Origin of the sequence: Streptomyces sp. NPDC017225 (genome assembly GCF_044331465.1) — a bacterium.
In the GTDB taxonomy this organism is placed as follows: Bacteria; Actinomycetota; Actinomycetes; order Streptomycetales; family Streptomycetaceae; genus Streptomyces.
Window position 1 is genome coordinate 744,437 of the sequence record NZ_JBIRNE010000002.1, and the last position, 24,523, is coordinate 768,959.

Sequence of the window (24,523 nt, forward strand, 5' to 3'; positions counted from 1 at the left end):
CATCTCGACGGCGTGGGCCTGGCTGTCGGGGTCGCTGGTCATCCGCTGGTGGGGCATGACGTCGCTCGCGAGGAGACGGTGGACCAGGTCGTCGACGAGGCGCCGGAAGCCGGCGTCGTAGTCGTGGCCGGTGTCGACGGGCACGCCTCGTCAAGAACGGTCGCCAGCAGCAGATCGTAATCGGGGAGCTGCGTGGAGGCGAGGGTCAGGAGGCGTTCGCGCTCGAGACGGGGCGGGGTCTCGGCCCGGCACGCCATGGCGGCCTCGAAGTAGGCGACGGCGTCGTGGGCGGCGCGGTCGACGAGGACGACGTCGGAGCCCTGAGCGGCGGCGTCGGTCTCGTCGAGGATGCCCTGCGCGACGAGCACTCAGTGGACTGGACGGTGTGGTGTTGCATCTTCGGCAGGCCGGCCGCGGCGGCACGCCTACCGAGCCGGCCGGTGCGCGCCACGGTGAGGCCGTGGCCGCGCACCTCCGTCTCGATGCGTTTGAGAAGCGTCGTCCTGCCCGTGGAGTGAGTGCCGAGCACAACGATCCGGACGGGCCGGGAGGAAGTCACCTCAGGGTGGGGTCGCTTTCTGGTCGGGGGGCACCGGGCAGGCCGGGCGGCACGGCCGCGGCGACCAGCTGGTCCCAGGTGTCGTAGCGGGCGGCCATGACGGTGAGGAGCTGCGCCGTGGCGAAGGTGTCGAACGTGGCGCGGTGCCGGGCGCCGGGGGCCTCGCGCAGGTCGGGCTGTACGGCCTCGATGAGGGCATCGAGGCTGTACTTGCCGAGGCCGGGAAAGGCGGCCTCGGCCAGCCGCAGGGTGTCCAGCACGCCGGCGGGCTCCCAGCCGGGCAGATGTGCGCCCAGTACGCGGTAGTCGGTGTGGGCGTTGTGCGCGCAGATCCACGCGGTGCCCATGAAGGCGCGTACTCGGCCCGCGACCTCGTCCCAGGCAGGCTTGTTGGGCCGGGTCGTTGTTGGTCAGTCCGTGTACGCGGGTCGCGAAGGGGGTGTCGGGGCTGTTCGGGTGGGTCAGCCACCAGCCCGCGGTGCTTTTGCCCGGGCGGCCGTCGCGGACGGGCAGCGCGGTCGAGTTCGTCGACCGGATGGAGTAGACCCCACTCGCAGGTCTCCACCAGCCACACCGCGCAGCGGTCGGGGTAGGCGGGGTTGACGCCGATCTCGCCCTTGGGGAGGAACCCGTTGAACGGCGCCCGGATCTGGTGGTGGTTCCAGTAGTTCCAGACCCGAAGGGCCTTGGCTTGCTCGAAAGCGAGGTAGAGCTGCGGATAGCGCTGAAGAATGCGCATCTCGCAAAAGAGCGTCTGGCCCAGCAGGGACGGCGCGGCCTGGACAAGGCTGTCGAAGTCCTGGCCGCGGAGAACGCCAGACGCTTGTAGAGGCGGTTGTTCATCTCGCCGGCCCCCGCGAACGCCTTCGTCTCGGCACTGGTGGAGCGGAGCATCAGGTACTCGGAGAGCACCTCGAAGTACACGTAGCCCAGGAACGGAAGGCCTGGGACGGCAGCGGCGAGCTGGTCCACGAACGTGCCCGGCGTTGTCCGGCGTCCGGTGGCGTTGGCCATGACCGTGTCGAGGAAAGGGGCGGCGTGACGGATCGGGTGCAGTGCTCTGTTGTGTAGTTGGAGGTCCTCGGCCTGGGTGAGGAAGCTGCGGTGGTCGAGGTAGGTGCGCAGATGAAGGGGGCCGAGCCGCAGGTAGTCGATGCCCTTGGCCGGTGCCGGTGCGGTGGGCGTGATCTCGATCATCAGGGTTTGGGTGTGTGGCTTGGTCTGCAGCAGGTAGGCGCCGCAGTTGTGCGGGCGCAGGCCGGCGGGGGTCTCGGCCAGGGGCGCGCAGTACAGAGCGGCGAGCAGGCATCCGGAGGAGGCGTAGAGCCGGCCGCCGGCGCGGATGGCGTCCAGTTGCTTTGTTCACGAGTGTCGACAGCGATTGTTCAGCACTTGGGGAGGCACCGAAACCCCGCCGTGTTCGATGGTCAAGGCACGAGACAGCGCCGGGTCTGTGCCGCTCGGTGGCTGCAGCCCCGTCAACAAGGGCGTCGGCCGATTCGGACCTGCCCCAGGGGCGTTCGTGGGCCGCCTCAGTCCTTCCGGTAGGTGGCGACGGCGTCATCACCGAAGGACGCGGCGAGCGCCCGTGCGATCAGGTCGGGCAGCTTGGTGTGTCCGTCGTCTTCGGTCCAACGCGTCAGCGCCGTGTGCATCGCAGCCATGCAGGCGCTGGTCGCCGCCTGGGCGCGGAACACGGCGTCGGGATCGGTCGCGTCATCCCCGAGGGCGTCGACGATGGCCTGTTGCAGCGCGTACTGGCTGTCCAGGTGCCGGGCCCGCAGCGCAGGCGTCGAGACCATGAGCCGGAGGCAGTCCAGCAGGAACCGCTCGTTCGCTCCCGATTCGTCCCCGTTGCCGCCGGTCAAGGCCGTGGCCGCGTGGATGAGCGCGCCGCCGACGCGGCGCACCAGGGGATGCGTCGCCGACGACGCGGCGACCTGCTCGGCGATGAGCCGGGCGGGCTGGTCAATGAGGACGAGGTCCTCCTTGGTGGGAAAGTGCCGGTACACGGTCATTGCCGAGACGCCGGCGGCCTCAGCGACGTCGGCCACCGTCACCGCGTCGTAGCCGTGGTCGGTGAACAGCCGCACCGCGTGCGCTTGGACCAGGCGCCGCGTCTCGGATCGCCGTCGTTCCCGCAGGGTTGGTTGCCGCTCACTCATGTGCTAGACACTACCATCATGTTAGTGACTAACACTTGGATGGAGTGAAGACATGGGCGATCTGACGGGCAGAACGGCTTTGGTGACGGGCGCGTCGCGCGGCATCGGGCAGACAATCGCCGCTCGGCTGGCAGCCGAAGGGGCCACGGTCATCGTGCACTTCGGCACGGATGAGAGCGGGGCGGCTAGGACGGTCGACGCGGTGGAACGCGCCGGTGGGACCGCCTTCTCCGTCCGAGCCGAACTGGGCGTGGACGGCGACGTCGAGACACTTTTCGCCGGCGTGGAGGCCGGCTTGGCCGGTCGGCCGCTCGACATCCTGGTCAACAACGCGGCAGCCGCACCGGCCGGCCCGCTCGGCGTGACGACCCGGGCAGAGTTCGACCACTTGTTCGCGGTGAACGTGCGAGCGCCGTACTTCATCATCGAGCGAGCGCTGCCTCTGTTGAGCGAGGGCGCCCGGATCGTCTCGGTCTCGTCGGTGGCGACCCGGATGGCCAACTCGGCCCAGACGTCCTTCGCCATGACGAAGGGCGCGATCGAGACGATGACCAAAACCATCGCCGTCCAACTCGGCCCCCGAAGGATCACGGTGAACGCGGTCGCTCCTGGGGCCACCAGGACGGCGACCAACGGAGCTGTCTTCGACACGCCGGGCCTCACCGAACAGATATCCGGTATGACGGCACTCAACCGGCTGGGCGGACCCGACGACGTAGCCGATGTGGTCGCCTTCCTCGCCTCCCACGCCGCCCGCTGGGTCACTGGTCAGATCATCGACGCGAGCGGTGGCCTGTTCCTCGGCCCACGCGTCTGACCAACGAGGGCTAAGAGGTCCTAACAAAGGCGTTGGGCGTGCCGGTAGGTGATCAGGCAGACGGCGAGGCCGAGGAAACCTTCGTGAATGTCGTCGCGTCGTTCCCAGCGGACGCGCAGGCGGCGGAAGCCGTGGAGCCAGGCGATCGTGCGCTCGACGACATAGCGGAAGATGCCCAGGCCAGTGCCGTGCGGCTCGCCTCTCTTCGCGATCACGGGGCGGATCCCTCGCTGCCAGAGCAGGCGGCGGTACTTGTCGTGGTCGTAGCCGCGGTCGGCCAGCAGTGCGTCGGGGCGTCGCCGGGGGCGGCCGACCCGGCCCGCGACGGCGGGAATCTTGTCGAGCAGCGGCTCGAGTTGGGTGACGCCGCCCGCGGTTTCCGCCGGTCAGCGACACCGCGAGAGGGATGCCCTGTCCATCGACGATGAGGTGGTGCTTGCTGCCCGGCCGTGCACGGTCGACCGGGCTCGGCCCACTTTTGGGCCCCGCCGGGCAGCCCGCACGTGCGAGGAGTCGATCACCGCCCGCTCCCAGTCCAGTCGGTCCATCGACCGCAGCTTCTCCAGCAACAGTGCGTGCAGGCGGTCCCAGACGCCGGCCTCGTTCCAAGCCGCAAGGCGCCGCCAGCAGGTCATGCCCGAGCCGAAGCGGAGCTCCTGGGGCAGGTACTCCCACTGGATGCCGGTGTGCAGGACGAAGAGGATCCCGCACAGAGCCTGCCGGTCCGGCACCCGCGGTCTGCCCTCGACCTTCTTCGGTCCCGGCTTCGGCAGCAACGGCTCGACCAGCGACCACAGTTCATCCGACACAATCCACGGTCGCGACTGACGGTTTCCCATGACAAGACATACGAGACAGCAGGCCAACAGTCTCATGATCAGCAGCTTTTGTTAGAGCCAGTAAGCCAAATGAAACAGACAACCGAGAATCAAACGCTCACTAAGAGGTCCTATAGCTCCGGGTACTCAACCGGTCGATCTCGGCGAGCACGTGGTCCACGTGCGGACGTACCTGGGCCCGCAACGCCTCGCTCCAGCGTTCTTCGGAGTAGTGGTAGTTGAGGTAGAGCTGCCTGGCGTGCTCCAGGACGGGGCGGTGTTCCGGCGGGAGCTGGGCGAGGGCCCAGTCCGCGGCAGCGTCCTTCGACCTGATCTGACCGGTGGCGAATGTGGTCCAGATGCGAGCGAAGGTCAGCAGGGCGTTGCGGGTGTCGCCATCCAGGTTGTCGAGCAGGTCGGGGATGCCTGCCACGCTTGCCCGGACCAGGTCGGAGTGCGGGACGGGGCCGAGGACCTGTGCCGGCCGCGGGCCGGTGAGGGGGTGGTCGCTAGTCAGCACCATGGTGATCAGCAGGGCCAGATCGGGCATAGGCTCCGGCTGGGGAACCTCCCCTGTCTCGTACTCGGCTCGCAGCCACTCGCCGTACAGGAAGTCGCAGGTCGGAGGGTATCTCCATGGCTGGACCTCGGACTGGACGATCACGATGAGCTCGACCGGGCGGACCTTGTTCAGAAAGCCGGAGATCCCGAGCAGTCCACCGAGGAGCACCCGTCGCTCCCGCTCGTCCATCGACCGCCGGGAGACGACGAGCACATCCACGTCGCTGGCCGGCCTGAGGTCACTGAGTACGGCAGACCCGTGAAGGTAGACGCCGATGACATCCTCGCCCAGCACCCCGCTGGCCAATGCCACGATCTCCTGAAGCTGATTCACCGCGTCAGTGTCTCCTGTTGTCCGGTCCAACGGCACGGCATCACGGCTCAGCTCACCGGTCCGCCGTCACGCGACCGTGCTGGTCGCAGCCGTCAACGAGTGGCCGTGACCAGCACTTTCGCAACGGGCTCTAGTACTCAGCCAGCTCGTCATGGTCGCCGTGATGACCACGACCCCCATCCACATGCGCGCCCACGGCTTCGGCACCGCGTCATCCGGCCTGGTCATCGCCCTGCATACGGGTTCCATGTACCTGCCGTCACCACTGGCCGGCCGCCTCGTCGACCGATTCGGCACCATGGCGATGAGCATGGTGACAGCTGGCACGCTGCTCGCCGCTGGAGCAGTCGCGGCCCTCGCGCCCGGCCACTCCCTCGCTCTGATCACCCTCGCCCTGGTCCTGCTCGGCGTCGGCTGGAGCTTCGGCCTGGTCACCGGCACCACGATCGTCACCAACAGCACACCCCTGGCCAGCCGCGCCAAGGTCCAGGGGCTGGCCGACGTGGCCCTCGCCCTCGCAGGCGCTGTCGGCGGCCCGGCCTCCGGCTTCGTCGTCGCCGCCACCAGCTATCCGACGCTCGCCGCCCTATGCGGCACCCTCGCCCTCGTGGCCGCACCTGCGGTCATCGTCGCGGTCCGCAAGCGATCCACCCGGACCTGACCAGCGGAGGCTCGACCGGTCCGGAAATCAGCGCATGAGCACGTGATCACCTCGCTACTTCGCGGCTGAGGTCCCAGCGCCGCTAGGCCGCTGTCCGGGCCGGTGCGAAGACGTCGGTCGCCGGGGAGACTTCACCGGCGGTCGCCTGTTCGGGGGCCATGAAGTGAGGAGTGCCGACAGTGGAGCCGGTAGCGGTGTGCGAGGAGAGTTCGGCGGTGACCGAGATACCGAAGTTGATCACCGTGGCCCGTCAGCGGCGAGCAATACGTTGGACGGCTTGAGGTCCCGGTGTACGCCCCCCACGCTGTGGATCGCCTGAAGCGCCTCGGCCACGCCGGCTGAGAACCACAGCACGGCAGACACTGGCAGCGGGCCACGCTGGGCGACGGGCGCCGTGAGGACGGTCCGGGCACATACAGTGTGGCGAGCCAGGGGGTACGCCGTCGGTGTCGGCGTCGATGAGTTCTGCGGGCGCCCCTGGGCCGGCGGGCGGCCTCCTCCTCCCCGCGAAAGCGCCGCCGGAAGGCCGGATCGTCGGCCAGCTCGGGCCGCACCACCTGATCGCTCCCGGGCGGCCGCCCTGGGTGCGCGACAGGTACACCCGGCCCATGCCCCCCCCGCCGAGCCGGGCCACGAGCCGGTAGCCGGCCACGACGGAAGGGTCGCCCGCCTGGAGAGGCCGGCACCTCGGTGCTGTCGCTGCCCATCGAACTGTCGTCCCCCTGATCCCCAACCGGCCGAAGGGTCGACGCAGGCAGAAGCCAAACGGACTGGGCAGACCGGCCGGCCAGCCGTCCGGCGGAACGGCACCCCTGAGCCGCAGCCGGCGGGGACGGGCCGCATCCGCTCAGGAGGAGCAGCTGCTCCGACCGTCCCCGCCGGGGTGGATCAGGAGGCCGGGACCTCGTCCACGAACGACGTACCTGCACTGCGGAACCCGGCGACCTTCGCCGCCACCTGCGCCGGGGTCAGGACCTGGTCCTTGATGTGCAGGACGTAGTCCACCTGCTGGTCGTAGGCGCGCGGCGTCGTCGACGTCTGGCCGTTCAGGTCGATCAGCCACTGGTTGAAGTTGATCGACATCGGCCGCTCGGGCAGGTACTGCGCGTCATGCGTACCGAAGAGCTGCCCGTCCACGTAGTACGTGATCGCGCTGTTGTCGATCGTGACCACCAGATCGTGCCAGCCCGCGTAGCTGGTGCGGGACTCCGAGTGCTGGTTGACGGCCTGCCAGGGCTCGGGGTTGTAGGTCTCCCAGGACGTCGTGTAGAGGATGTTCGACGGCTCGCCCCACCCGCCGTTGGGCAGGTACTCGAAGTCGTACTCGGCGTAGTCGTCGGCCATCGGCGCCTTGAGGTCGTTGATGGTGAAGAACGTCTGCACCAGATGGTCCCCGTCGGGCCCGGACTTGGGCGCGTCGGAGAACTTCACGCGGGCCGCGTAGGTGCCGTTCTTGAACTTCATGGACTGGGTGAGGACCTCGGTGTGCGTGGTGGACGCGCCGGTGCCCGCCGTGGAGGTCTCCAGGTTCATCACCGAGTTCCCGCCCGCCGACAAGAAGGTCACCTTGGACGGGTCCCAGGTGGCGCCGGGCACGCCCGGACCGCCGGAGTTGGAGCGCACGCTCCAGCCGTGCGCGGAGATCGCCGGGTCGGTGTGCGAGCTGTAATCGAAGTCGTCGAACAGGGTCTTGCCGTCGCCGGGCGGGTCCGTGGGATCGGTCGGGTCCGTGGGATCGTTGCCCTCCGGCGCCGTCCCCCACACGGTGGTGCCGGCGAGCTGGGCGGTGACCTTGTTCCAGTCGGCGTACGAGTTCTGGGCGCCGTCGAACGAGTAGTCGTCGCTCTGCCGCAGCGTCTGCCAGTTGCTCTGGTGGAAGCGCAGCTGCATGTCCCCAGTGTCCGTGCCCGGCGCCAGGGAGCCGGCCGCCGAGGTGAAGCCGATCTCAAGGTAGCGGTCGGCCGTCGCGGTCGGGTTGCTCAGGGTGCCGAACGTGCCGGTGATGACGGAGCACCCCTTGACCGCCCAGGAGCAGGCGAAGCGGTACGAGGCGCTCGGCGAGTCCGCCTTGAAGTAGTAGCGGACCTTCACCTGGCTGAGCTGCACTGCGGAGGAGCCGGTGTTGCGGACCTTGAGCCAGGGCTCCGTCTGGTCCGCGGTGCCACCGCTCGCGCTGGTGCGGTACTGCACGCTGACGCCGGCGGCGGCCGGCGCGGCCTGCGCCGGGAGCGCGGTCAGGGCACCGCCGCCCAGGAGGGCGGCAAGGGCGAGCGCCAGACGGGCGCGGCCGAGGGTGGGTCGGGATCTCATCCGGGTTCCTTTCGGCAGGACTTCCACGGACGTGGAAGCCTCGGTGGGTGGTGCGGGGCGTGGGGGGGAACGACAGGGGAGCGGCCCTTCGCAGCGTTCAGCGCGGCGCGGGCAGGAGGGCCGACGGCACGTCGTGCGGGACGTTCAGGGCGTCCAGGCGGGCCCGGTGCCCCGCCAGCCGAGCGGTGAAGTCCCGCCGGCCCGACGTGCCGTCCCACACCCGCTCGGCGAGTGCACACAGCCGGGGGTAGAGGAGGTACTCGATGTGCTCGGACGTCGATACGAACTCCGTCCACAACTGCGCTTGGGCGCCCAGCAGTCGGGAGGCAACCTCCGGTTCCGGTGCGGGCGGCGCCAAGTCGACTTCGTACGCCGAGCGCAGGTCGACGATCACGCCGGGCTGGGCGGGCGGCTCCCCGGGACCGGGACGCTGCGCGTAGTCGAAATACGTGGCCCGGTGGTCGGCCTGTACCGCCTGGTGGCCGCGCCGGGCGGCCGCGCGGGCGCCCCCCGGGGCCCGCCAGCTCATCACCGTGCACTCCAGGGGCAGATGAACGCCGGTCTCGGCCCAGACCACCGGCCGACGGCCCGCCCGTACGAGGTGCTCGGACATGCGGCCTATGAACCAGGAGTGCAGAGTCCTCGGCCCCGGCAGCCCTTCGCGCGCGGCCCGTGCCCGCGCCGCCGGGCTGTGCTCCCACTCGGTGGTGGGGCACTCGTCGCCGCCGATGTGCACGTACGGCGAGTCGAAGACGTCCATCACCTCGTCCAGGACGGTGCGGAAGAAGTCCAGGACGTGGTCACCGGTGCCCAGGACGTTCTCGCACACCCCCCACTCGGTCCACACGTCGAGCCTGCGGGACGGGTCGGTGCCCAGTTCGGGGTAGGCGGCCAGGGCGGCGCGGACATGCCCGGGCACTCCGGTCTCCGGCATCACGGCCACCCCGCGCTCGGCCGCGTAGGCGACCAGCGCGCGCAGCTCGCGCCGGGTGTACGCGCCACCGTGCGGCACCCCGTCGAAGCGGTCGCCGCCCGCCGGGCCGAGCATCGACTCCGCACGCCGGCCGCCGACCTCCGTGAGCCGCGGGTGGGCGGCGACCGGGAACCGCCAGCCCTGGTCGTCGGTGAGGTGGAGGTGGAAGACGTTCAGCTTGTGCAGGGCCATCAGGTCGACGTGGCGGCGCAGGTAGGACACCGGCTGGAAGTGCCGGGCCACGTCGAGGTGGGAGCCGCGCCAGGGGTGCCGGGGCACATCGGTGATTTCCACGGCGTGCAGGTCCCAGACCACCCCGCGCACTGACCGCTGTGACAGGGCCTCGTACGGCAGCAGTTGCCGCACCGTCTGCACACCGCGCAGCAACCCGGCCGGGCGGGCTGCGCGCAGCAGGACCCCCTGCGGGCTCACCGTCAGACCGTACCCCTCGTCGCCGAGGCCGCTCAGAGCGGCGTCGAGGGCGAGGACGAAGGTGCCGTCGGGGGAGGTCTCCAGCGGAAGTCCGGTGGCCGGGGCGAGCAGGGTGCGCAGCAGGGCCGCGGCCGGCTCGGCCCCCGGGGTGACCCGCAGCCGGGTCGTGGCGTCCAGGCGGAAGCGGCCGGATCGGGTGGACAGGCGGCGAGGGCGGGGGACGAGGGTCAGTTCGGGGCGTGGCACATCCACGGGACGGCTCCGGTGATCGGCGGTGCACGGCGGGCGGGCGACGAGGGGCGGCGGGTCGGGATCGCAGGCGTACGCGGTCAGCCCTTGACGCCTCCCGATGCCAGCCCGGCGGTCACATGCCGTTGCAGGGCGAGGAAGATGATCAGCGCGGGCAGCGCGAAGAGGGTGGAGGCCGCCATCGTGGCCCCCCAGTCGGTGCCGAAGGTCGACTGGAACGAGGAGAGCCAGACCGGCAGGGTACGGCTGTCCTGGTGCTTGATGATGAGGAAGTTGGCGTAGGTGAACTCGTTCCAGGCCGTGATGAAGCCGAACAGCGAGGTCGCCATGAGCCCCGGCGCCAGCAGCGGGAACGCGACCTTGCGGAAGGCTCCGGCCCGGGTGCAGCCGTCGACCTGCGCCGCTTCCTCCAGCTCCGGCGGGATGTTCGCGATGAAACCGCGCAGCACCACCACTGTGAACGGCAACGTGATCATGAAGTAGATCAGCGTCAGCGTCGGCAGCCGGTCGAGCATGCCGGTGTCGCGGGAGATGATGTAGATCGGGATGATCAGGGACTCCCAGGGCGCCATCTGCGCGATGAACACCGCCAGCATGAACTGCCGGCGCCCCCGCCAGCGCATCCGGGCCACGGCGTAGGCGGCACCGAGGGCGACCACCAGGGCCAGCAGCACCGCGCTCAGGGTCACCAGGATGCTGTTGCGCCAGAACAGCGCGAACCCGTCGGCCCCGACCGCCTTCCGGAAGTGGTCCAGCGTCCAGGTGCGGGGAACGAACTGCGGGTCGTACGACTGGATGTCCGTGGATGGTGCGAACGCCGTCGTGACCATCCAGTACACGGGGAACAGACAGACGACGACGGTGAGCGCGGCGGCCGCGTTGAGAGGGAGGCGGCGCAGCGCGCGGCGCCCCGGCCTGCGGCGGACAGACGGTTGCGAGACGCTCACAGCTGCTCACCCTCCTGACGGAAGAGCTGACGGAAGTAGAGGACCAGGACGCCGCTCATCAGCAGGAGCGTGAGCATCGAGGCGGCGGACCCCAGGTCGTAGCGCTGGCCGGCCAGCGCGGTCTGTACGGCGTACACCGGCAGGATGGTGGTGGCCTCGCCCGGCCCGCCACGCGTCATCACCCAGATCTGCACGAACGCCTTGAACGTCCAGATCACTTCGAGGGACAGGACCAGCATGATGATCGGCCGGATCAGCGGGAAGGTGACGGAGCGGAAGAGGCGGGTGGCCCCCGCGCCGTCCATCCGCGCCGACTCGTACAGCTCGGCCGGCACCGTGACCAGCGCCGAGTACAGCGTGATCGCGGCGAAGGGCACCGACTGCCAGACGATCAGGGCCACCACGATGGCGAAAGCGGCCGTGCCGTTCGCGAACCAGGGATAGCCCTCGTAGGAGTCGAGACCGAGCCGGGTGAGGGTCTCGTTGACGATGCCGAACTCGGAGTGGAACAACCACTGGAACACGGTGGTGGCCGCGACCACGGGCACGGCCCACACCAGCACCAGCGAGCTGAGGACCACCATCCTGGCCACCCGGCCAAGCCGCTCGACCATCAGCGCGACCAGCATCGACAGCACCATGATCGCGACCACGCTGACGGCCATGAACACGAAGGTGCGGCGCACCACCTCCCAGAACACCGCATCGCCCAGCAGCGTCCGGTAGTTGCGCAGCCCGACGAAGTCGGCGTCGCCGAGGATCAGCTGGCGCAGCCGGAAGTCCTGGAAGGAGATGAGCACGGCGCGGGCGAGCGGATAGAGCAGCAGGTAGAGCATGCCCAGCACCGCGGGCGCGATCAGCAGGTACGGCCAGAGGGCTCCCCGGTCCGCCCCGATCCGCCGGTGGTCCGGCCGTTTCCAGCCCGGCGGTGCGGGGCGGCGGGTCTTGCGCGGTGCGCTCCGCTCACGGACGGTCGACACGGCGCCTCCTGGTCCTCGGGCCTGGTCCTCGGGGTGTGGTTGGCACGGTTCGGGGCCGGTCAGGAGCCGCTGTTGAGGGTGTCGGTGATGGTCTTGGACGCCTTCGCCGCCTCGGTCGCGGCGTCCTTGCCGGTGAGGACGGCCGTCATGTATTCCTTGACCGGGTTCTTGGCCTCGACCGCCGCCCACTCGGGGGTGTTGGGCGTGGCGTGCCCGTTGGCGGCGCCCGCCGCCATCGCCGCGGTGCCCGGGTCACCGGAAACGGCGCTCGCCAGCGTGGTCTTGTTCGGCACATAGCTCATGGCGACCGCGAGCTTCTTCTGCCAGGCGTCCCCGGTCAGTTCGCGCAGGAAGGTGAACGCTTCCTCCTGGTGCTTGGCGACGGCCGGGACGATCAGGTCGGAACCACCGGTGAAGACGGCGCCCGGTTGCTCGGCGGTTTTACCGGGGACCGGGAAGAAGCCAAGCTTTCCCTTCAGTTCGGGATTCTTCTCCTCGACGACCTTGGCCCCGCCGGGCACGGCGATGATCTGCGCGATCTGCTCCTTCGCCATCACCTCCGCCTGCGGCGGCTGCGCCTCGTCCGAGTCCTTGGGACCTTTGCCGAGGGCCTGGAGGGTCCGGTAGAAGTCCATCGCCCGCAGCGCCTCCGGGCTGTCCAGGCCGCCCTTCCACCGCCCGCCCGATTCGACGGCCAGGTCGCCGCCCTCGTCCCAGACGAAGCCGGAAAGGGCATACCAGTTCTGTCCAGGCAGATAAATGCCCTGGGTCCCGCCCTTGTTGAGCTTGCGAGAGGCATACAGCCACTGGTCCCGGGTCTTGATCTCGGCGGCGTTCACCCCGGCCTTCTCGAACAGATCGGTACGGTAGATGACGACCCGGTTGGCGGCGTAGTAGGGGATGCCGTACTGCTTCCCGTCGTACCGGCCAGGTTCCGCGAGCCCCTTGATCCAGTCGCCGCCGCCGAGTTCGTCCACCCGGTCGGAGAAGTCGGTGAGGCCGCCGCTCTGGGCGTACTGGGCGACCTGGGTGTTGCCGACCTCGATGACGTCGGGGGCGTCGTTGCTGGCCAGGGCGGCGGTGACCTTCTCGCCGATGCCCTCCCACTCCTGGATCTGGATCTTGACGTCGATGTCGGGGTGGGCCTTCTCGAAGCCCGTCTCGAACATCTGCTGGAAGCCGGCCGACACGCTGTCGCGCATGAGCCACACGTCCAGGGAGGTCCTGCCGCCACCGCCACCGCCGGCGTCGTCGGAGGAGTCGCCGGACGACGAACAGCCGACGAGGCCGGCGCCGAGCACCAGCGTGGAGAGCACGGCGAGCGAACGGTACTTCACGGTTCACCTCTGGGAGAGCTGGAATCTGGGAGAGATCGAAAGCCGTCAGAGCGGAGATCTGGCAGCGCTGGGTTCTGGCGAGCCAGCGAAAGCGGAGCAGGGGAGAGGGCTGAGCATCCGTACTTGACCAGTAAGGGGCGCATCACTTACCAGTGAGCGTTGGTCGAAGGTGGCAGAGACCAATGGAGGCGTCAACCCCTACTGCGCTAACAGGTTTTGGCCGCACATGCCCGTCTCGTATGGCTGGGTCCCGACGAGGTGGGCAGGTAAGGTCAGCTGACCAGCAGACCAGTCACGGGAGTACCGCATGGAGATCGACGCCGCCGCCTCCGGTGCGGTGCTCAAACGCGAGCGCGTCCGCGACGCGATCCTGGAGCTGATCGAGGACCGGAGCCCGGGAGACGCGATCCCCTCGGAGCGCGCTCTCTGTGCCGAACTGGGCGTTTCTCGCCCCACGTTGCGCGCAGCCGTGGACGAACTTGTCGTCGCCGGACTCCTGGTGCGCGAGCACGGACGCGGCATGTTCGTGGCTGCCGAGAAGATCACCCAGGAACTGGTCTCGGACCGGCAGGCGTTCAGTCTCCCGCGGCCCGCCGGCGCCTGGACCAGCCGGCTCCTGGAGGTCCGCACCCTCCCCGCAGGCGCCCGGGTGGGACGCAAGCTGCGCATGTCACCGGCGGCGCCGATCCACTACGTGGCGCGACTGCGGCTGGTCGACGGTTCACCGATGGCCATCGAGTACCTGCATGTCCCGGCCGACCTCGTCTCCGACCTGACCAGTGAGGAGCTGGAACAGGGCGACCTGTACGAGCACTTCGTCGAGCGGCACGACGTCCGGGTCAGCGAAGCCGTGCAGTCCATCGAGCCCACCGTGGTCACACGCGCCGAGGCCGACCTGCTCGACGTGCCCGAACTCTCCCCGGCCCTGCTCTTCGAGCGCCTGACCAGTGACACGCGAGGCCGCGCCGTCGAGTACGTGCACTCCCTCTACCGCGGCGATCGCTACCGCATCGTCTCCCGGCTCACCTTGAGCGCTGGTGACCAGGCCCCACCCCTGAGCGGCGGCCACCACCCGGGCATCCCCCCGGGCGACTTCACCACCGGTGCCCCCGTCACGCTCTCGACGCGCGGAGTCGTCCAGGAGGGAGCCTGACGACCCCCCTGGTGCGTCAATTCGCAAGAAGCCTCGCCTCGGGTCTGCGGGCTGCGCAGGGCATCACGCTCACCAAGGCAACAGCCAGGGAAGTCCTGCCCGACCCCGCCGGTTACTGAGGTTTTCAGTGCGGAGTCGGCGGTGTGAGGGTCAGTCCGGTGGCGCCGAGGCAGCCGTCGATCACGTAGGACCGTGTCCTACGTGGTGAGGCGGATGAGTCGCTTGTAGCAGCGCAGGGCGGCGGCGAGGCCGAGAAAGGCCAGGTAGTTGCGGGGATCGCGTTCGTAGCGAGGGCTCAAGCGGCGGTAGCCGGACAGTCACGACATGGTGCGCTCGATCACCCAGCGGCGCCGCCCTAATCGTTCACTGGACTCGATTCCCTTGCGGGCGATGCGCACGCCGATCCGCTCCCCTCGCAGCCATCTGCGCAGGTCAGCCCGCTCGTAGGCTTTGTCGGCACGTAGGCGCTGGGGCTTGAAGTACCGGCCGCGGTGGGGGTCGTGTCTCGTTTGGTGACCCCCCACCATCGGCTTCAGCCCTTCGCCGTCGTGGGTGTTGCCGGCCGAGACGCCGACGAGAAGGGGCAGTCCGTTCGTGTCCGACAGGATGTGCATCTTGGAACCCGGCCTGCCTCGGTCCACGGGGCTCGGACCTGTATGTTCGCCCCTCTTTTAGCCCTGACGTGGGCGCTGTCCAGGACGACGCGGGTGACGTCGAGGAGGCCGGCGTCGTCGAGCCGGTACAGCACGGCCTCGTGCAGCCGGCCCCAGACACCGGCTGTCGACCAGATCAGGAACCTGCGGTGGGCGGTCGACTTCGATATACCGAAGCAGGGCGGCAGTTGGCGCCAGGCGCAGCCGCTGACCAGACCGTAGATGATTGCGGCGAACAGACGGGGGGCGGGCCCGGCCGCTACGCGGCCGGGCCCGCCGATCAGGCGTCGGCGTCGGTGTAGTCGGCGATGACGTCGAGTGTCGAGTCGACGAGTTGAGCTGGGTGTTGAGGTGTTTGATCCACCGGCCTTTGGGCTGGAAGGCCGCGTGCGGGGCGATGGTTCCGGTGATGAACCGGCGGATCTCGGTGAGCTTGCCCCGGATGATCGCGATCTCGTATGCCTGGAGTTCGGCGGGGTCGGCGCAGAACTTGTAGCCGTCCTTCTTCGTCCAGATCAGCGGCGGCCAGCGGTGATGATGTTCCGCAGGCAGGCAAGCCCCGCGCGAGTCTGGTGAGGGGAGAGTTCGCTGGATCTGACCAGCTGGACAAAGGTCAGACCGGCCGGCCGGGCTTCGAAGAGCACGAACCGGACGGTGTCGGCGTGTCGCTGGGCGCCGGCGATCTGCGCTCGGAGGCACGGGCATCGGCTATTCACCCTGCAGGAGCTTGGCCAGTTCGCCGTCGACGTCGACCTTGCCGGTGTCCACGGCCGTCTCGATCCAGTCCAGCTTCGCCCTCACGCGTGCGACGTTCTCGTGCACGATCACGATTTCGTCGTCGCCGAGCTGGCGGTCGCGCATCCCGGGGACGCCCCGGCCGGCCGCGGCGACGAACGCATGGCAGGCGGTGACCAGGTCCAAGAACTCTACCGACCGGTCGATGTTGCGGATCGCGGGGGCGACGGGGCTGGTCTCCTCGAAGTGCTCGCGGGCCTGCCGACCCTGGTCGACCTGGGCCCGGTTGACCTGGTGGCGGGCCGTGTCGTCGCTCATGGCCCCTTGAAGGCGACGTCCGGCCTGCGCAGCAGGCCGGTGGCCACCTCGGCCGCGACGTGTTCGTCGCGGGTCAGCCCCTCGACAACCTTCACCTTGTCCGCCTTGGCGACCCGGGCGACGACCGCGGGGCGGCGCAGGAAGTCCGGGGCGACCGCGGCCGCGACCTGGTCCTCGCGGGTCAGTTCCTCCACGATTCGGACCTTGTCCTCGTCCCTGACCTGCGCGACCACCTCCGGCCGCCGCAGCAGGTCGCCGGTGACACGTTCCGCGACCTCGTCGTCCTTGGCGAGCGAGTGGATCGCGCTGACCTTCTCCTGCCCACACGGGCGGCGCACTCGAGGAACGCCTGACAGCGCCCCCTCGGCGGCCGCTATCAACGGTTCAGGCTCAAGACCATGCTGCGCGGCCTGGCCGCCGCCTCCCTCGCCGCCCCCGCCCCGCACATGCCGCGGAGAGCCTTCCTCTGTCCGAAGCCGTCGCTCGTCTGCCGGTGGGCACCGAGTCCCGCGTCGGCTACGACCGTGATGCCTTCCGCCACTGGAAGACCGGGGACGATCCGGCCGACGGCTGCCTCACACGCAGCAGGTCCTGCTTTCCGAGGCCGTCGAACCGCCCACGGTCGGGCCCCGTTGCCGCTTGTCGGGCGGGAGCTGGTGGTCGTTCTACGACCAGGCCTGGGTGACATGCGCATCCGGCCTCGATATTGACCACCTCGTATCCGTAGCCGTGACGAATTGAATTGGAATCTTCTCAGTTCACGACGTCAACGGCATGCCGTCGACAACCGACCGTTTGACACGGCACCCGCGCTCGCACGGTGCCGTGCCACGAGACCTTTCGTCTCGTGCGGTCTGAGCTTTCTCGGGGGAAACCCCATCCCGGTTCGGGGCTTCCCCGGAGTGTGCTGCGGTGTCCGCAGCCCTAGCGTGCGGACATGTCAACTTCCCGACGTATCAAGGCGTTCGCGGCCGGCGCAGCGGTGCTCGCCGCCACCGCGACGACCACCGCAATCACCGCCGAGCCGAATCCGTTGGCCCGCTTCCATGGCCAGCATGTCGACTGGCACGCCTGTGCCCTCGGTGCCGACGACGAGCTCGGTCAGGGCCTGGACGCCGCGGGCGCCGACTGCGCGGACATCACCGTGCCGCTCGACTACGCCGACCCCGGCGGTCGCACGATCACCATCGCCCTGTCGCGCCTGAAGGCCACCGAAACCGCCCACCGCATTGGCCCGCTCCTGCTCAACGACGGAGGACCGGCCGGCCCCAGCTTCCACATGCCACTGACCAAGTCGGAGGTGATGGGAGCAGTTGCCGACCGCTACGACCTGATCGGCATGGACCCGCGCTTCGTCGGCCGGAGCACCCCGCTGGACTGCGGCTGGGACCTCGGATCGGCCCCCCTGCGCTCGGCGGGCGCCGACCGGACGGCATTCCGCCAGGAGGTCACCGTCGCCCGCGACCTGGCCAGGCAGTGCGAACGCGCCCACGGCGACGTGCTGCCGTACGTCACCACCCGCAACACCGCTCGCGACATGGACGTCATCCGCGCGGCCCTCGACGAGGACGCCCTTTCCTACCTCGGATACTCCTACGGCAGTTACCTCGGTGAGGTCTACACACAGCTCTTCCCAGGCCGCACGGATCGCATGGTGCTCGACGGCGTCATGTCCCCGGAGTTCTACAACCAAACTCTGCTGCGCGGCGCCGAAGCGACCAACGAGGCGGCCTTGCGCACCTGGGCGTCGTGGGCCGCCGCACGACACGGCACCTACGGGCTGGGCGCCACGCGCACTGAGGTCCTGGCGGCAGTCGGGCACATCCTTGACGCAGCGGCGCAGCAGCCTCTGCGGATCGGCAAGACGTACCTGCTGGACGAGCACGTCCTGCCTGCCGTCCTCATCGGCGGCCTCGGCAGCGACCTCGACAAGCCGCGCGCCAGCCTGGCCGCGACCGTCGGCCTCATGGCGCGCGCCGCGGAAGGGGAACCGGTCGTGCCGTCCGAAGCGCTCGCCGGGCAATTGGAGGTCCTGCTGACCGGGGCAGGCTCGGCCCCCGCCAGCCAGATGACCGCGATCATCTGCGGCGACGTGGCCGAGCGGCGCGGCGTTGGCAACTACTGGCGCGCGGTCCAAGTTTCCCGTGAGCGGTTCCCCGTCGCAGGGCCGCTGGCCGGCAACATCACTCCCTGCGAGTTCTGGGACCGGCCCGCCGAGGCGCCGACCGCCCTCGACAACGACGTCCCCGCCCTGCTCGTCGCCGCCACCGGTGACCCCCGCACCGTCTACGCCGGCGCCGAGGACGTGCGTGAGCAGTGGCCGAGCTCCCGGCTGCTCACCATGGACGGCGCTCGCCAGCACGGCCCGTACGGCGAGTACGGCAATGCCTGCATCGACGAGCGTGTCAACGACTACCTCCGCACAGGACGACTTCCCGCACACGACCTGACCTGCCAGGCGTAACCCTGGCGACGTCCTCGACGACGCGCACGGGGCCGGCGGCGCCGAGGACGCACACCGAGACCGGCCTTGGAAAGTATCGCGTTAAGTGGGCTTTTTGGTGTTGATTTTTGATGGACACTCTTACCTGCTTTGCCGCATTCATCAACAACGCGCACAGCCTGAAGTGCCTGGAAGTTCCGCACTGGCGAGGATCAAAGGGGCGGGCTGGCATCGGGAAGGCCGGAAGAGTTCCCCTTCAGGACCGTTGCCCGGTCGCGACGTCGCTCGCGGCCACGTCGTCGGCGGCTGACCGGTGACCCGGCCGAGCGCGGAGGAGGCGGCGCGGACGGCGAGTGAGCGTCTTGTGACACAACATCTTCACTCAATGCGCGAGAATTGTGCCTGCTATTTGTATCTTGTTCCGCGAAACCCCATACCTGCTGGAAGGCTGCGGGATGACCTACGACGAACTGGCCACGACGGGCTCCGGCCTGTCCCTGTTCGGCATCGCATTGGGCCAGACCTGGCTGGTAGCGGTTGCCTTCGCGCTCACGCTCGGAGGCGCGCTTCTGGTCAGGGCTACGTTCCGGCGGGGCAAGAGCGCAAATGAGGCGTAGGTCCGGGGTCGTCCGCAGCCGGGCGGGGCAGGCCCCACCTTGTCCACCCGGGGCGCGGTACGTTCCCGTGGGCGTGAAGGGAGCGCTCGGCGGACTGCCCTTCGTGGCCGTCGTGGGCTGGGCGATCTGGCATCTGCTGCAGCTCACCGCCTGGCGCGACAGCACCGATTCGAGTTTGGCCGCCGTTTGGCTGGTGTCGTTCCTCCTGCTCTGGTGGCTGCCCGTGTGCTGGCTGGAGCGTGCGGCCACGGTCACGGACTCCGAGCGGCAGGACCTTGACGGTCTGCGCGTCACGGTCCAGATTCCCGTCTACAACGAGGATCCCCGGGCGCTGCGCGCATGCCTGGCGTCCGTGTTCGCCCAGTCTCACCGTGTGCAGCGGGTGCGTGTCGTCGACGACGGCTCCGTCGACGGCACGACAGGCGAGCCACTGCTGTACCACGCCGAACGTGCCTACCTTCATCACCACGCCGAAAGGCTCGGCATCGAGGCGACCTGGGACCGCACTCCCAACCGCGGCAAACGGTGGGCACAGATGCACGTGCTGGCCGAGGACGATGCCGACGTCTTCGTGACCCTCGACAGTGACTCCGTTCTGGACGAGCACGCGGTGGCGGAGGGCTTGAAGCCGTTCGCCGATCCGCGGGTGAAGTCCGTGGCGGGTCTCATCGTTCCGCTCAACGTGAAGACCAACCTCCTGACCCGGCTCACCACGGTGCTGTACGTGCCCTTCACCCGGGGTCTGCGCAGCGCCCAGTCCGTGCTCGGATCCGTTCTCATCAACTCCGGCACGCTCGCCTTCTACCGGGCCGACGTCGTGCGCAAGCACGCCGGAGTCTACGAGCGGGAGTCCTTCCGCGGCGTTCCGATGCAGATGAACGACGACTCCATGCTGACCATGTACGCGCTCCTGGAGGGCCGGACGGTGCACCAGCCCTCCGCCGTGTGCTTCACCCTCGTACCGGATCGGGCACGGCACTACTTCCGTCAGCAACTTCGCTGGATGCGCGGCACCACCGTGCGGCACCTGTGGTGGCTGCGGCACATGCCGCTGCGCTCGCTGGCCTTCTGGATGCCCGTGGTCGAGTACGCCCACCTCATCCTGGCCCTCCTGGTGCCCGTCGCTGTCCTCGGAACCCCGGAGCTGCGTGGGCAGTGGGGGGCACTGGCCCAATACACGCTGATTATCGGCTGTGCCATGAATTACCTCATCAGCCTGCGCCTGTTCGCCATTCGGAGAACTGACGAGACGCTGCCACATCAGGTCCTGATGTTCGTACTCTCCCCCGTAGCCGGACTGTGGCGGCTGATGGTGCTCCGCCCCCTGTACCTGTATGCCATGGCCACCTGCTGGCAGATCGGCAACTGGGGGACCCGCACCCGGGTGGAGGTGTGTGTGGACCCCGCCCGGTGATCTATGAGCTGGGGACGGCGACAGGGACGATGGCAAGGGGGGCATCGGCACTCCTGTCGAGTGCCTTCGGCTACAGCACTCGAACACGGCGGAGGCCCTATTCGGCGGTCGGCTCCCGATCCAAGTACGCCCTCACCGCCACCGCCACCGCCACCGCCACCGGCGGCTCCGCCTCGGCCCGCGGCCGGAGTGCCGGCAACGCCCGGCCGCTCCAGCCACTCACCCACAGCGCCCCTGCCTGCAGGACCTGCTCGGCCTCGGCGATGCGCTGCGGATCGGTGGTGTGCTTCACGATCTGGTCGTACTGCTGGCGAATCAGGCCCCAGTTGATCGTCTTGGTCGACAGCACCGCGCGAGGTTCGGCCACGTGTCGTCCTCCCCGGCCGCGTGCGCCCTTTTTCTCCGGTGGGTTCTTCTCCCCGGGACCTGACGGTTGCCTGCGGAGCGGGCCGGGTGAGTGCGCACAGCGCATCACGGTGCTGCCCGGTCCCTCGGGAATGCCGAATCGCTTCTTCGCGGAAGTCGTTGCGAAGGCCGCTCTGGGATGGGTGTGGCATCACAGCCGAGCCTGATGCGTCTATCCGTACTCGGCACCGCATTTTTGCACCGACGGCCACATTGAGTGTGACTGCCCAGCGACGTCAACGGGGAGCGCTTGGAGCTGACGCCGCCGTGACAGGCGCCAGCGCGGACGGCCCGGGGGCACGAGGCTGTCGTTCGGGCGAGGGAAGCGGCCGCGGAGATCCCCGCCCGGCATCTGTACCGGCGTTCGCTGGCCCGACAGCATGCGGCAGTGGGTGCCCTGCCGGATGTTTGAACGGCGGGCTCAGCCGGTGGCGGCACCGGTTTTGCGCCCATGGCCATGGAGCTGGACGATCCCGGTTTCCATCACAGCGTGCTGGCCGACTTTCGCCACCGTCTCGCTGAAGACGACCGTGCTGACCGCCTCCTTGACTTCGCGCTGGTCCGTCTCAAGGAGGCCGGGCTGGTGCGCGAGCGCACCATGCAGCGCACCGATTCCACCCATGTCCTGGCCCCGGGGCGCGACCTGACCCGGCTGGAGCTGATCACCGAGGCGGTCCGCGCCGCGCTCGAAGAAGGCGCCGGTACCTCCCCTCACCTGCTCGACGAGCTGGTCGACGAGGACTGGGGGATCCGCTACGGCCGGCCGGTCCGCCTGGGCAAGAACCCCACCAAGCCCGAGATCAGGACCCTCGCCACCGGAAACGACGCGGTCCGGCTCCTTGAACACCTCTACCGGCACGGAACAGACCACCCGCCCGGCCCGCGCATCCAGGCCCTGCGCCAGATCACGGTGCAGAACTACCACTGTGACCCCGCGGGGCACCTGCGCCGGCACACCTCCGAACAGCCAGGTCCTGCCCGGCATCCAAACCCGCCTGGCCTGCCGCGGACTCCTGCCCGCCGAACACCTGATCGATGCCGGCTACACCTCCCTGCCCCCACCTGGAAAAGGCCACCCGGGAACACCAGGTCACCGTCTGTGGGGCACTGCGGAGCAACCCCACCCACCAACACCGCCGAAACGAGGGCTTCGCCCGGGACGGCCTCCACATCGACTACGAGCGCCAGCAGGCCACCTGCCCCCAGGGCCGGGTCAGCCAGGGCTGGCACGGTCCCTACCCGGCCTCCTCACTCACCGCGGCCCCGCTGATCGTGGCCCGGTTCACCAAGGCCAGTGCCGTCCCTGCCCGGCCCGCGCCCAGCGCACCACCACCGCCGACAGCGCCCGCACAGTGGGCCTTCCCCCACGAGAACTCCGCGACCTGCAACTCCGCGTCCGCACCGAGCAACAGACCCCCGAGTGGAAGGCCCGCTACGCGGTCCGCTCCGGAGTGGAGGGCGCGGTCAACGAGTTCGCCCACGGACACGGCATGCGCCGCTGCCACTACCGAGCCAGGGGAGGGCCCACGTCCAGCACATCGAGCGCCTCAGCGGATTGCCACCGACCGAGGACACACCTACGCCCCGCCGACCGACTGCCTTCCAGAACTACCTCGACCAGCGCGAGATACCCTGGCCGAAGTCCTGGCGAACCCTGGGCACCTGACCTCGGCAACTCCAAGATCCCCAACAGAGTCAAGCTAACGCAATGGATATGGGTTTCTCTTACGTAAGGTCGGGCGTGTGCCAGCGGTCGTCGCTCTCGTCCGGAAGTCCCAAGGTGACGCTGCGGGAGCCCGGACAGAAGCCTACGAAAGAGTGTTCCCAGCTCTCCCCGGGCCAGTGGTATGTCACACGGCCCTCGGCGGGACGGTACTGGGCCGTGTACACCGTACCCAACCACTCGTCGTACGCGCATTGGTACAGCGGCGGTCGTAGCATCGCTGCGGCATCGATACCCGCCGCCTGAATGGCGGCCAGCCGTGTCTGTGTCCGGGTGGTTCGTTCCTGCTTGTCCGGCACCGGCAGGTGCTGGTGGTTGGCGGCGCAGGAGTCCGGCGTCTCCGTCAGCGGGATATCGGGTCCGACGTAGACCGTCACGGTCCGGTTCGGGTCGACGAGGGTGACGTTCTGCGGGATCGCTATGGGCAGGGTGCGCAGCCTGCCCAGCGCTTCGTCGACGGTCCGGCAGGTCTCCAGGAGATAGCGCAGCACGAGGGGAATGGCGAATCCAGGCCCGTGAACGAACCGTCCGCCGAAGGTGAGCGACACCGCGAGACCGGAGTCGTTCATGCCGTCCAGCAGACCCCATCCGGCTTCCTGCATACCGATCACAGGGCGGAGGAAGCGGGAGAAGACGATGGTGCCTTCACAGTGTTCGGGGGCGAAGTCGTAGTTTCTGAGCAAAGTACCCTTACGGCCGATCTGAGTGCAGCCGGAGAAGAACGGCCGCACCGCTGCCATGGTGAGAAGCGTCCTGGCTTCGGGGGAGGTCAGTTGGTCGGCAAGCCGGTCGAGTGCCGGAACCAGCTCAGGCATGTACTCCTCGAACAGCCGCCGGGCGCGGGCCGCGCCCTCAGGCGTCTGGCCCTCCTCGGTCAGCCAGTTCTCCGCGCTCACCATTGCCGGCCGGACGCGTTCGGCCCACTGTCCGTCGCCACCGTCACCGATCTCGATGGCATGGAACGTCTTGACGTATTCGCTCATGACGTAGGACTCAACTCTCTCTATGGCCCTCATTTCAATACCTGCGGGCGCCGCCTGCAGATGAGTGCGCAACCGAGGTGCGGAAGGCTCCTTGGATGTCGTCGCGTATCTCCCAGCTGATCCGCAGGCGGCGGAACCAGTGCGGGTGGCCGAAGACACATTCCACGCTCCAGTGCTGGGTGCCGATTCCGGAGCCGCGCTCGGTGATACGGCGGGAGATCAGCGGCTACACGCCAAAGTCCCGGATCAGGCGGCGGTACTTGTCGTTGCGGTTGCCGCCGGTCAGGGTGGCGGCGAGCGGAATGCCGGTGGCGTCGGCGATCCCATGCCCCCAATTGCCTGAAGTTCGCCTAGGACGACCGGCCAGACGTGGTCGGCACTTCTCGGCCGTGCTGAAGGGGCGGGACCCGATGTCACTGGTGATCGCGGTCGGGCAGCGCGGTGACTTCCCGCGATTCCGGGTGGTTTTGGGTCGTATCCGGTTGGCCAGGATCGCGTCGGGCCGCCCGCGCACCCGGCCGGGCAAGGTCACGCCGACAAGGCGTAAGGATTCCTCACGGACCGCACCCATCTGCGCGAACGCAGTATGCGGTGCACGATCCTGGAGAAGCGTGACCAGATCGCCAACCGCGAGGATGAAGCTCCCACGATGGCCAGCCGCCGAAGTCTGACAAAGCCGACTACAAAGAGCGCCACGCGGTGATGTGCAGAATCAATCGCCTCACACGCCACCGCGCGGCCGCCACGAGATACGACAAGTCCGCCATCCACTACGAGGCGATGGTGCTGGTCGCAGCCCTCAACAAGTGGCTGTGACCAGCACTTCCGAAGGGCACCCTAGCCTCGCGCTTTCATGAAGCGGGCTGTCCGGCAGGTGGTCAGGAAAGCAGAAAGTGCCTCTGACCAGCAAGAATGAGGATTGTCGAGGTCCTTGTT

At 68.8% G+C, this 24,523-nt stretch carries 19 protein-coding genes and 7 pseudogenes; 8 read left to right on the top strand and 18 right to left on the bottom strand.

What is annotated here, in order from left to right:
- Positions 1–38 precede the first annotated feature (38 nt).
- From ACH4NX_RS07120 to ACH4NX_RS07130, 3 genes are all read right to left on the bottom strand, one after another.
- Positions 39–368 (bottom strand): hypothetical protein, encoded by a 330-nt coding sequence (locus tag ACH4NX_RS07120; protein WP_398126777.1) that lies wholly within the window; start codon positions 366–368, stop codon positions 39–41.
- A 187-nt stretch (positions 369–555) separates the two neighbouring features.
- A complete protein-coding gene (locus ACH4NX_RS07125; protein ID WP_398126776.1) occupies positions 556–906 on the bottom strand; it encodes an exonuclease domain-containing protein in 351 nt (116 codons plus the stop codon).
- 1,185 nt (positions 907–2,091) lie between these two features.
- A complete protein-coding gene (locus ACH4NX_RS07130) occupies positions 2,092–2,724 on the bottom strand; it encodes a helix-turn-helix domain-containing protein (RefSeq protein WP_351399337.1) in 633 nt (210 codons plus the stop codon).
- A 52-nt stretch (positions 2,725–2,776) separates the two neighbouring features.
- On the opposite strand from ACH4NX_RS07130, the gene ACH4NX_RS07135 reads away from it, so the two are divergent.
- A complete protein-coding gene (locus ACH4NX_RS07135; protein ID WP_351399334.1) occupies positions 2,777–3,541 on the top strand; it encodes an SDR family oxidoreductase in 765 nt (254 codons plus the stop codon).
- Positions 3,542–3,561: 20 nt separating this feature from the next.
- On the opposite strand, the pseudogene ACH4NX_RS07140 reads toward ACH4NX_RS07135, so the two are convergent.
- Both ACH4NX_RS07140 and ACH4NX_RS07145 read right to left on the bottom strand, forming a co-directional pair.
- A pseudogene (locus tag ACH4NX_RS07140) lies at positions 3,562–4,380 on the bottom strand (IS5 family transposase).
- A 100-nt stretch (positions 4,381–4,480) separates the two neighbouring features.
- The gene (locus ACH4NX_RS07145) at positions 4,481–5,254 is read right to left on the bottom strand and encodes an aminoglycoside adenylyltransferase domain-containing protein (RefSeq protein ID WP_398126775.1); all 774 of its coding nucleotides are present in this window, start codon (positions 5,252–5,254) and stop codon (positions 4,481–4,483) included.
- Positions 5,255–5,399: 145 nt separating this feature from the next.
- Between ACH4NX_RS07145 and ACH4NX_RS07150 the strand changes: the two are divergent.
- A pseudogene (locus ACH4NX_RS07150) lies at positions 5,400–5,915 on the top strand (MFS transporter); the annotation flags it as partial.
- A gap of 85 nt (positions 5,916–6,000) precedes the next feature.
- Here ACH4NX_RS07150 and ACH4NX_RS07155 read toward each other — a convergent pair.
- The 6 genes and pseudogenes from ACH4NX_RS07155 to ACH4NX_RS07180 all read right to left on the bottom strand — a co-directional run.
- Positions 6,001–6,525 (bottom strand): annotated as a pseudogene (locus ACH4NX_RS07155) (serine/threonine-protein kinase); the annotation flags it as partial.
- A gap of 278 nt (positions 6,526–6,803) precedes the next feature.
- Positions 6,804–8,225: a cellulose binding domain-containing protein gene (locus ACH4NX_RS07160; protein WP_351402231.1), complete on the bottom strand. Its 1,422-nt coding sequence runs from the start codon at positions 8,223–8,225 to the stop codon at positions 6,804–6,806.
- A gap of 97 nt (positions 8,226–8,322) precedes the next feature.
- Positions 8,323–9,882, bottom strand: a complete 1,560-nt coding sequence (locus ACH4NX_RS07165) for a beta-N-acetylhexosaminidase (RefSeq protein WP_398126774.1) — start codon at positions 9,880–9,882, stop codon at positions 8,323–8,325.
- A 77-nt stretch (positions 9,883–9,959) separates the two neighbouring features.
- On the bottom strand, positions 9,960–10,826 hold the full coding sequence (locus ACH4NX_RS07170; RefSeq protein ID WP_351402227.1) for a carbohydrate ABC transporter permease: 867 nt from the start codon (positions 10,824–10,826) through the stop codon (positions 9,960–9,962).
- Positions 10,823–11,806, bottom strand: a complete 984-nt coding sequence (locus ACH4NX_RS07175) for a sugar ABC transporter permease (protein WP_351402225.1) — start codon at positions 11,804–11,806, stop codon at positions 10,823–10,825. Before ACH4NX_RS07175 ends, ACH4NX_RS07170 begins: the two co-directional genes overlap by 4 nt.
- Before the next feature lie 59 nt (positions 11,807–11,865).
- The gene (locus ACH4NX_RS07180; protein WP_398126773.1) at positions 11,866–13,143 is read right to left on the bottom strand and encodes an extracellular solute-binding protein; all 1,278 of its coding nucleotides are present in this window, start codon (positions 13,141–13,143) and stop codon (positions 11,866–11,868) included.
- 307 nt (positions 13,144–13,450) lie between these two features.
- Between ACH4NX_RS07180 and ACH4NX_RS07185 the strand changes: the two genes are divergently transcribed.
- On the top strand, positions 13,451–14,296 hold the full coding sequence (locus tag ACH4NX_RS07185; protein ID WP_398126772.1) for a GntR family transcriptional regulator: 846 nt from the start codon (positions 13,451–13,453) through the stop codon (positions 14,294–14,296).
- A 197-nt stretch (positions 14,297–14,493) separates the two neighbouring features.
- Here ACH4NX_RS07185 and ACH4NX_RS07190 read toward each other — a convergent pair.
- The 3 pseudogenes from ACH4NX_RS07190 to ACH4NX_RS07200 all read right to left on the bottom strand — a co-directional run.
- Positions 14,494–15,200, bottom strand: a pseudogene (locus tag ACH4NX_RS07190) (IS5 family transposase); the annotation flags it as partial.
- A gap of 29 nt (positions 15,201–15,229) precedes the next feature.
- A pseudogene (locus tag ACH4NX_RS07195) lies at positions 15,230–15,661 on the bottom strand (RacP protein).
- Positions 15,658–16,289 (bottom strand): annotated as a pseudogene (locus ACH4NX_RS07200) (DUF6192 family protein); the annotation flags it as partial. The pseudogenes ACH4NX_RS07200 and ACH4NX_RS07195, both read right to left, overlap by 4 nt.
- 111 nt (positions 16,290–16,400) lie before the next feature.
- Here ACH4NX_RS07200 and ACH4NX_RS07205 point away from each other — a divergent pair.
- The 4 genes and pseudogenes from ACH4NX_RS07205 to ACH4NX_RS07220 form a co-directional block, all read left to right on the top strand.
- Positions 16,401–16,731 (top strand): annotated as a pseudogene (locus ACH4NX_RS07205) (HNH endonuclease); the annotation flags it as partial.
- 208 nt (positions 16,732–16,939) lie between these two features.
- Positions 16,940–18,466, top strand: a complete 1,527-nt coding sequence (locus ACH4NX_RS07210) for an alpha/beta hydrolase (RefSeq protein ID WP_398126771.1) — start codon at positions 16,940–16,942, stop codon at positions 18,464–18,466.
- Positions 18,467–18,861: 395 nt separating this feature from the next.
- A complete protein-coding gene (locus ACH4NX_RS07215) occupies positions 18,862–19,062 on the top strand; it encodes a hypothetical protein (RefSeq protein WP_351402212.1) in 201 nt (66 codons plus the stop codon).
- A gap of 67 nt (positions 19,063–19,129) precedes the next feature.
- The gene (locus ACH4NX_RS07220) at positions 19,130–20,476 is read left to right on the top strand and encodes a glycosyltransferase family 2 protein (RefSeq protein ID WP_351402209.1); all 1,347 of its coding nucleotides are present in this window, start codon (positions 19,130–19,132) and stop codon (positions 20,474–20,476) included.
- A 97-nt stretch (positions 20,477–20,573) separates the two neighbouring features.
- Here ACH4NX_RS07220 and ACH4NX_RS07225 read toward each other — a convergent pair whose 3' ends face one another.
- Positions 20,574–20,843 carry a hypothetical protein gene (locus ACH4NX_RS07225; RefSeq protein WP_398126769.1) on the bottom strand — a complete coding sequence of 90 codons (270 nt, stop codon included), beginning with the start codon at positions 20,841–20,843 and terminating at the stop codon, positions 20,574–20,576.
- A gap of 459 nt (positions 20,844–21,302) precedes the next feature.
- Positions 21,303–21,866 carry a hypothetical protein gene (locus ACH4NX_RS07230; protein WP_398127178.1) on the bottom strand — a complete coding sequence of 188 codons (564 nt, stop codon included), beginning with the start codon at positions 21,864–21,866 and terminating at the stop codon, positions 21,303–21,305.
- On the opposite strand from ACH4NX_RS07230, the gene ACH4NX_RS07235 reads away from it, so the two are divergent.
- Positions 21,808–22,614: a transposase gene (locus ACH4NX_RS07235; protein ID WP_398126768.1), complete on the top strand. Its 807-nt coding sequence runs from the start codon at positions 21,808–21,810 to the stop codon at positions 22,612–22,614. The genes ACH4NX_RS07230 and ACH4NX_RS07235 overlap by 59 nt on opposite strands.
- On the opposite strand, the gene ACH4NX_RS07240 is transcribed toward ACH4NX_RS07235, so the two are convergent.
- Together ACH4NX_RS07240 and ACH4NX_RS07245 are read right to left on the bottom strand one after the other, a co-directional pair.
- Positions 22,607–23,587 (bottom strand): C45 family autoproteolytic acyltransferase/hydolase, encoded by a 981-nt coding sequence (locus tag ACH4NX_RS07240; RefSeq protein ID WP_398126767.1) that lies wholly within the window; start codon positions 23,585–23,587, stop codon positions 22,607–22,609. The two genes, ACH4NX_RS07235 and ACH4NX_RS07240, sit on opposite strands and share 8 nt — an antisense overlap.
- A 226-nt stretch (positions 23,588–23,813) precedes the next feature.
- Positions 23,814–24,119, bottom strand: a complete 306-nt coding sequence (locus ACH4NX_RS07245) for a hypothetical protein (RefSeq protein ID WP_398126766.1) — start codon at positions 24,117–24,119, stop codon at positions 23,814–23,816.
- Positions 24,120–24,523: the final 404 nt, after the last annotated feature.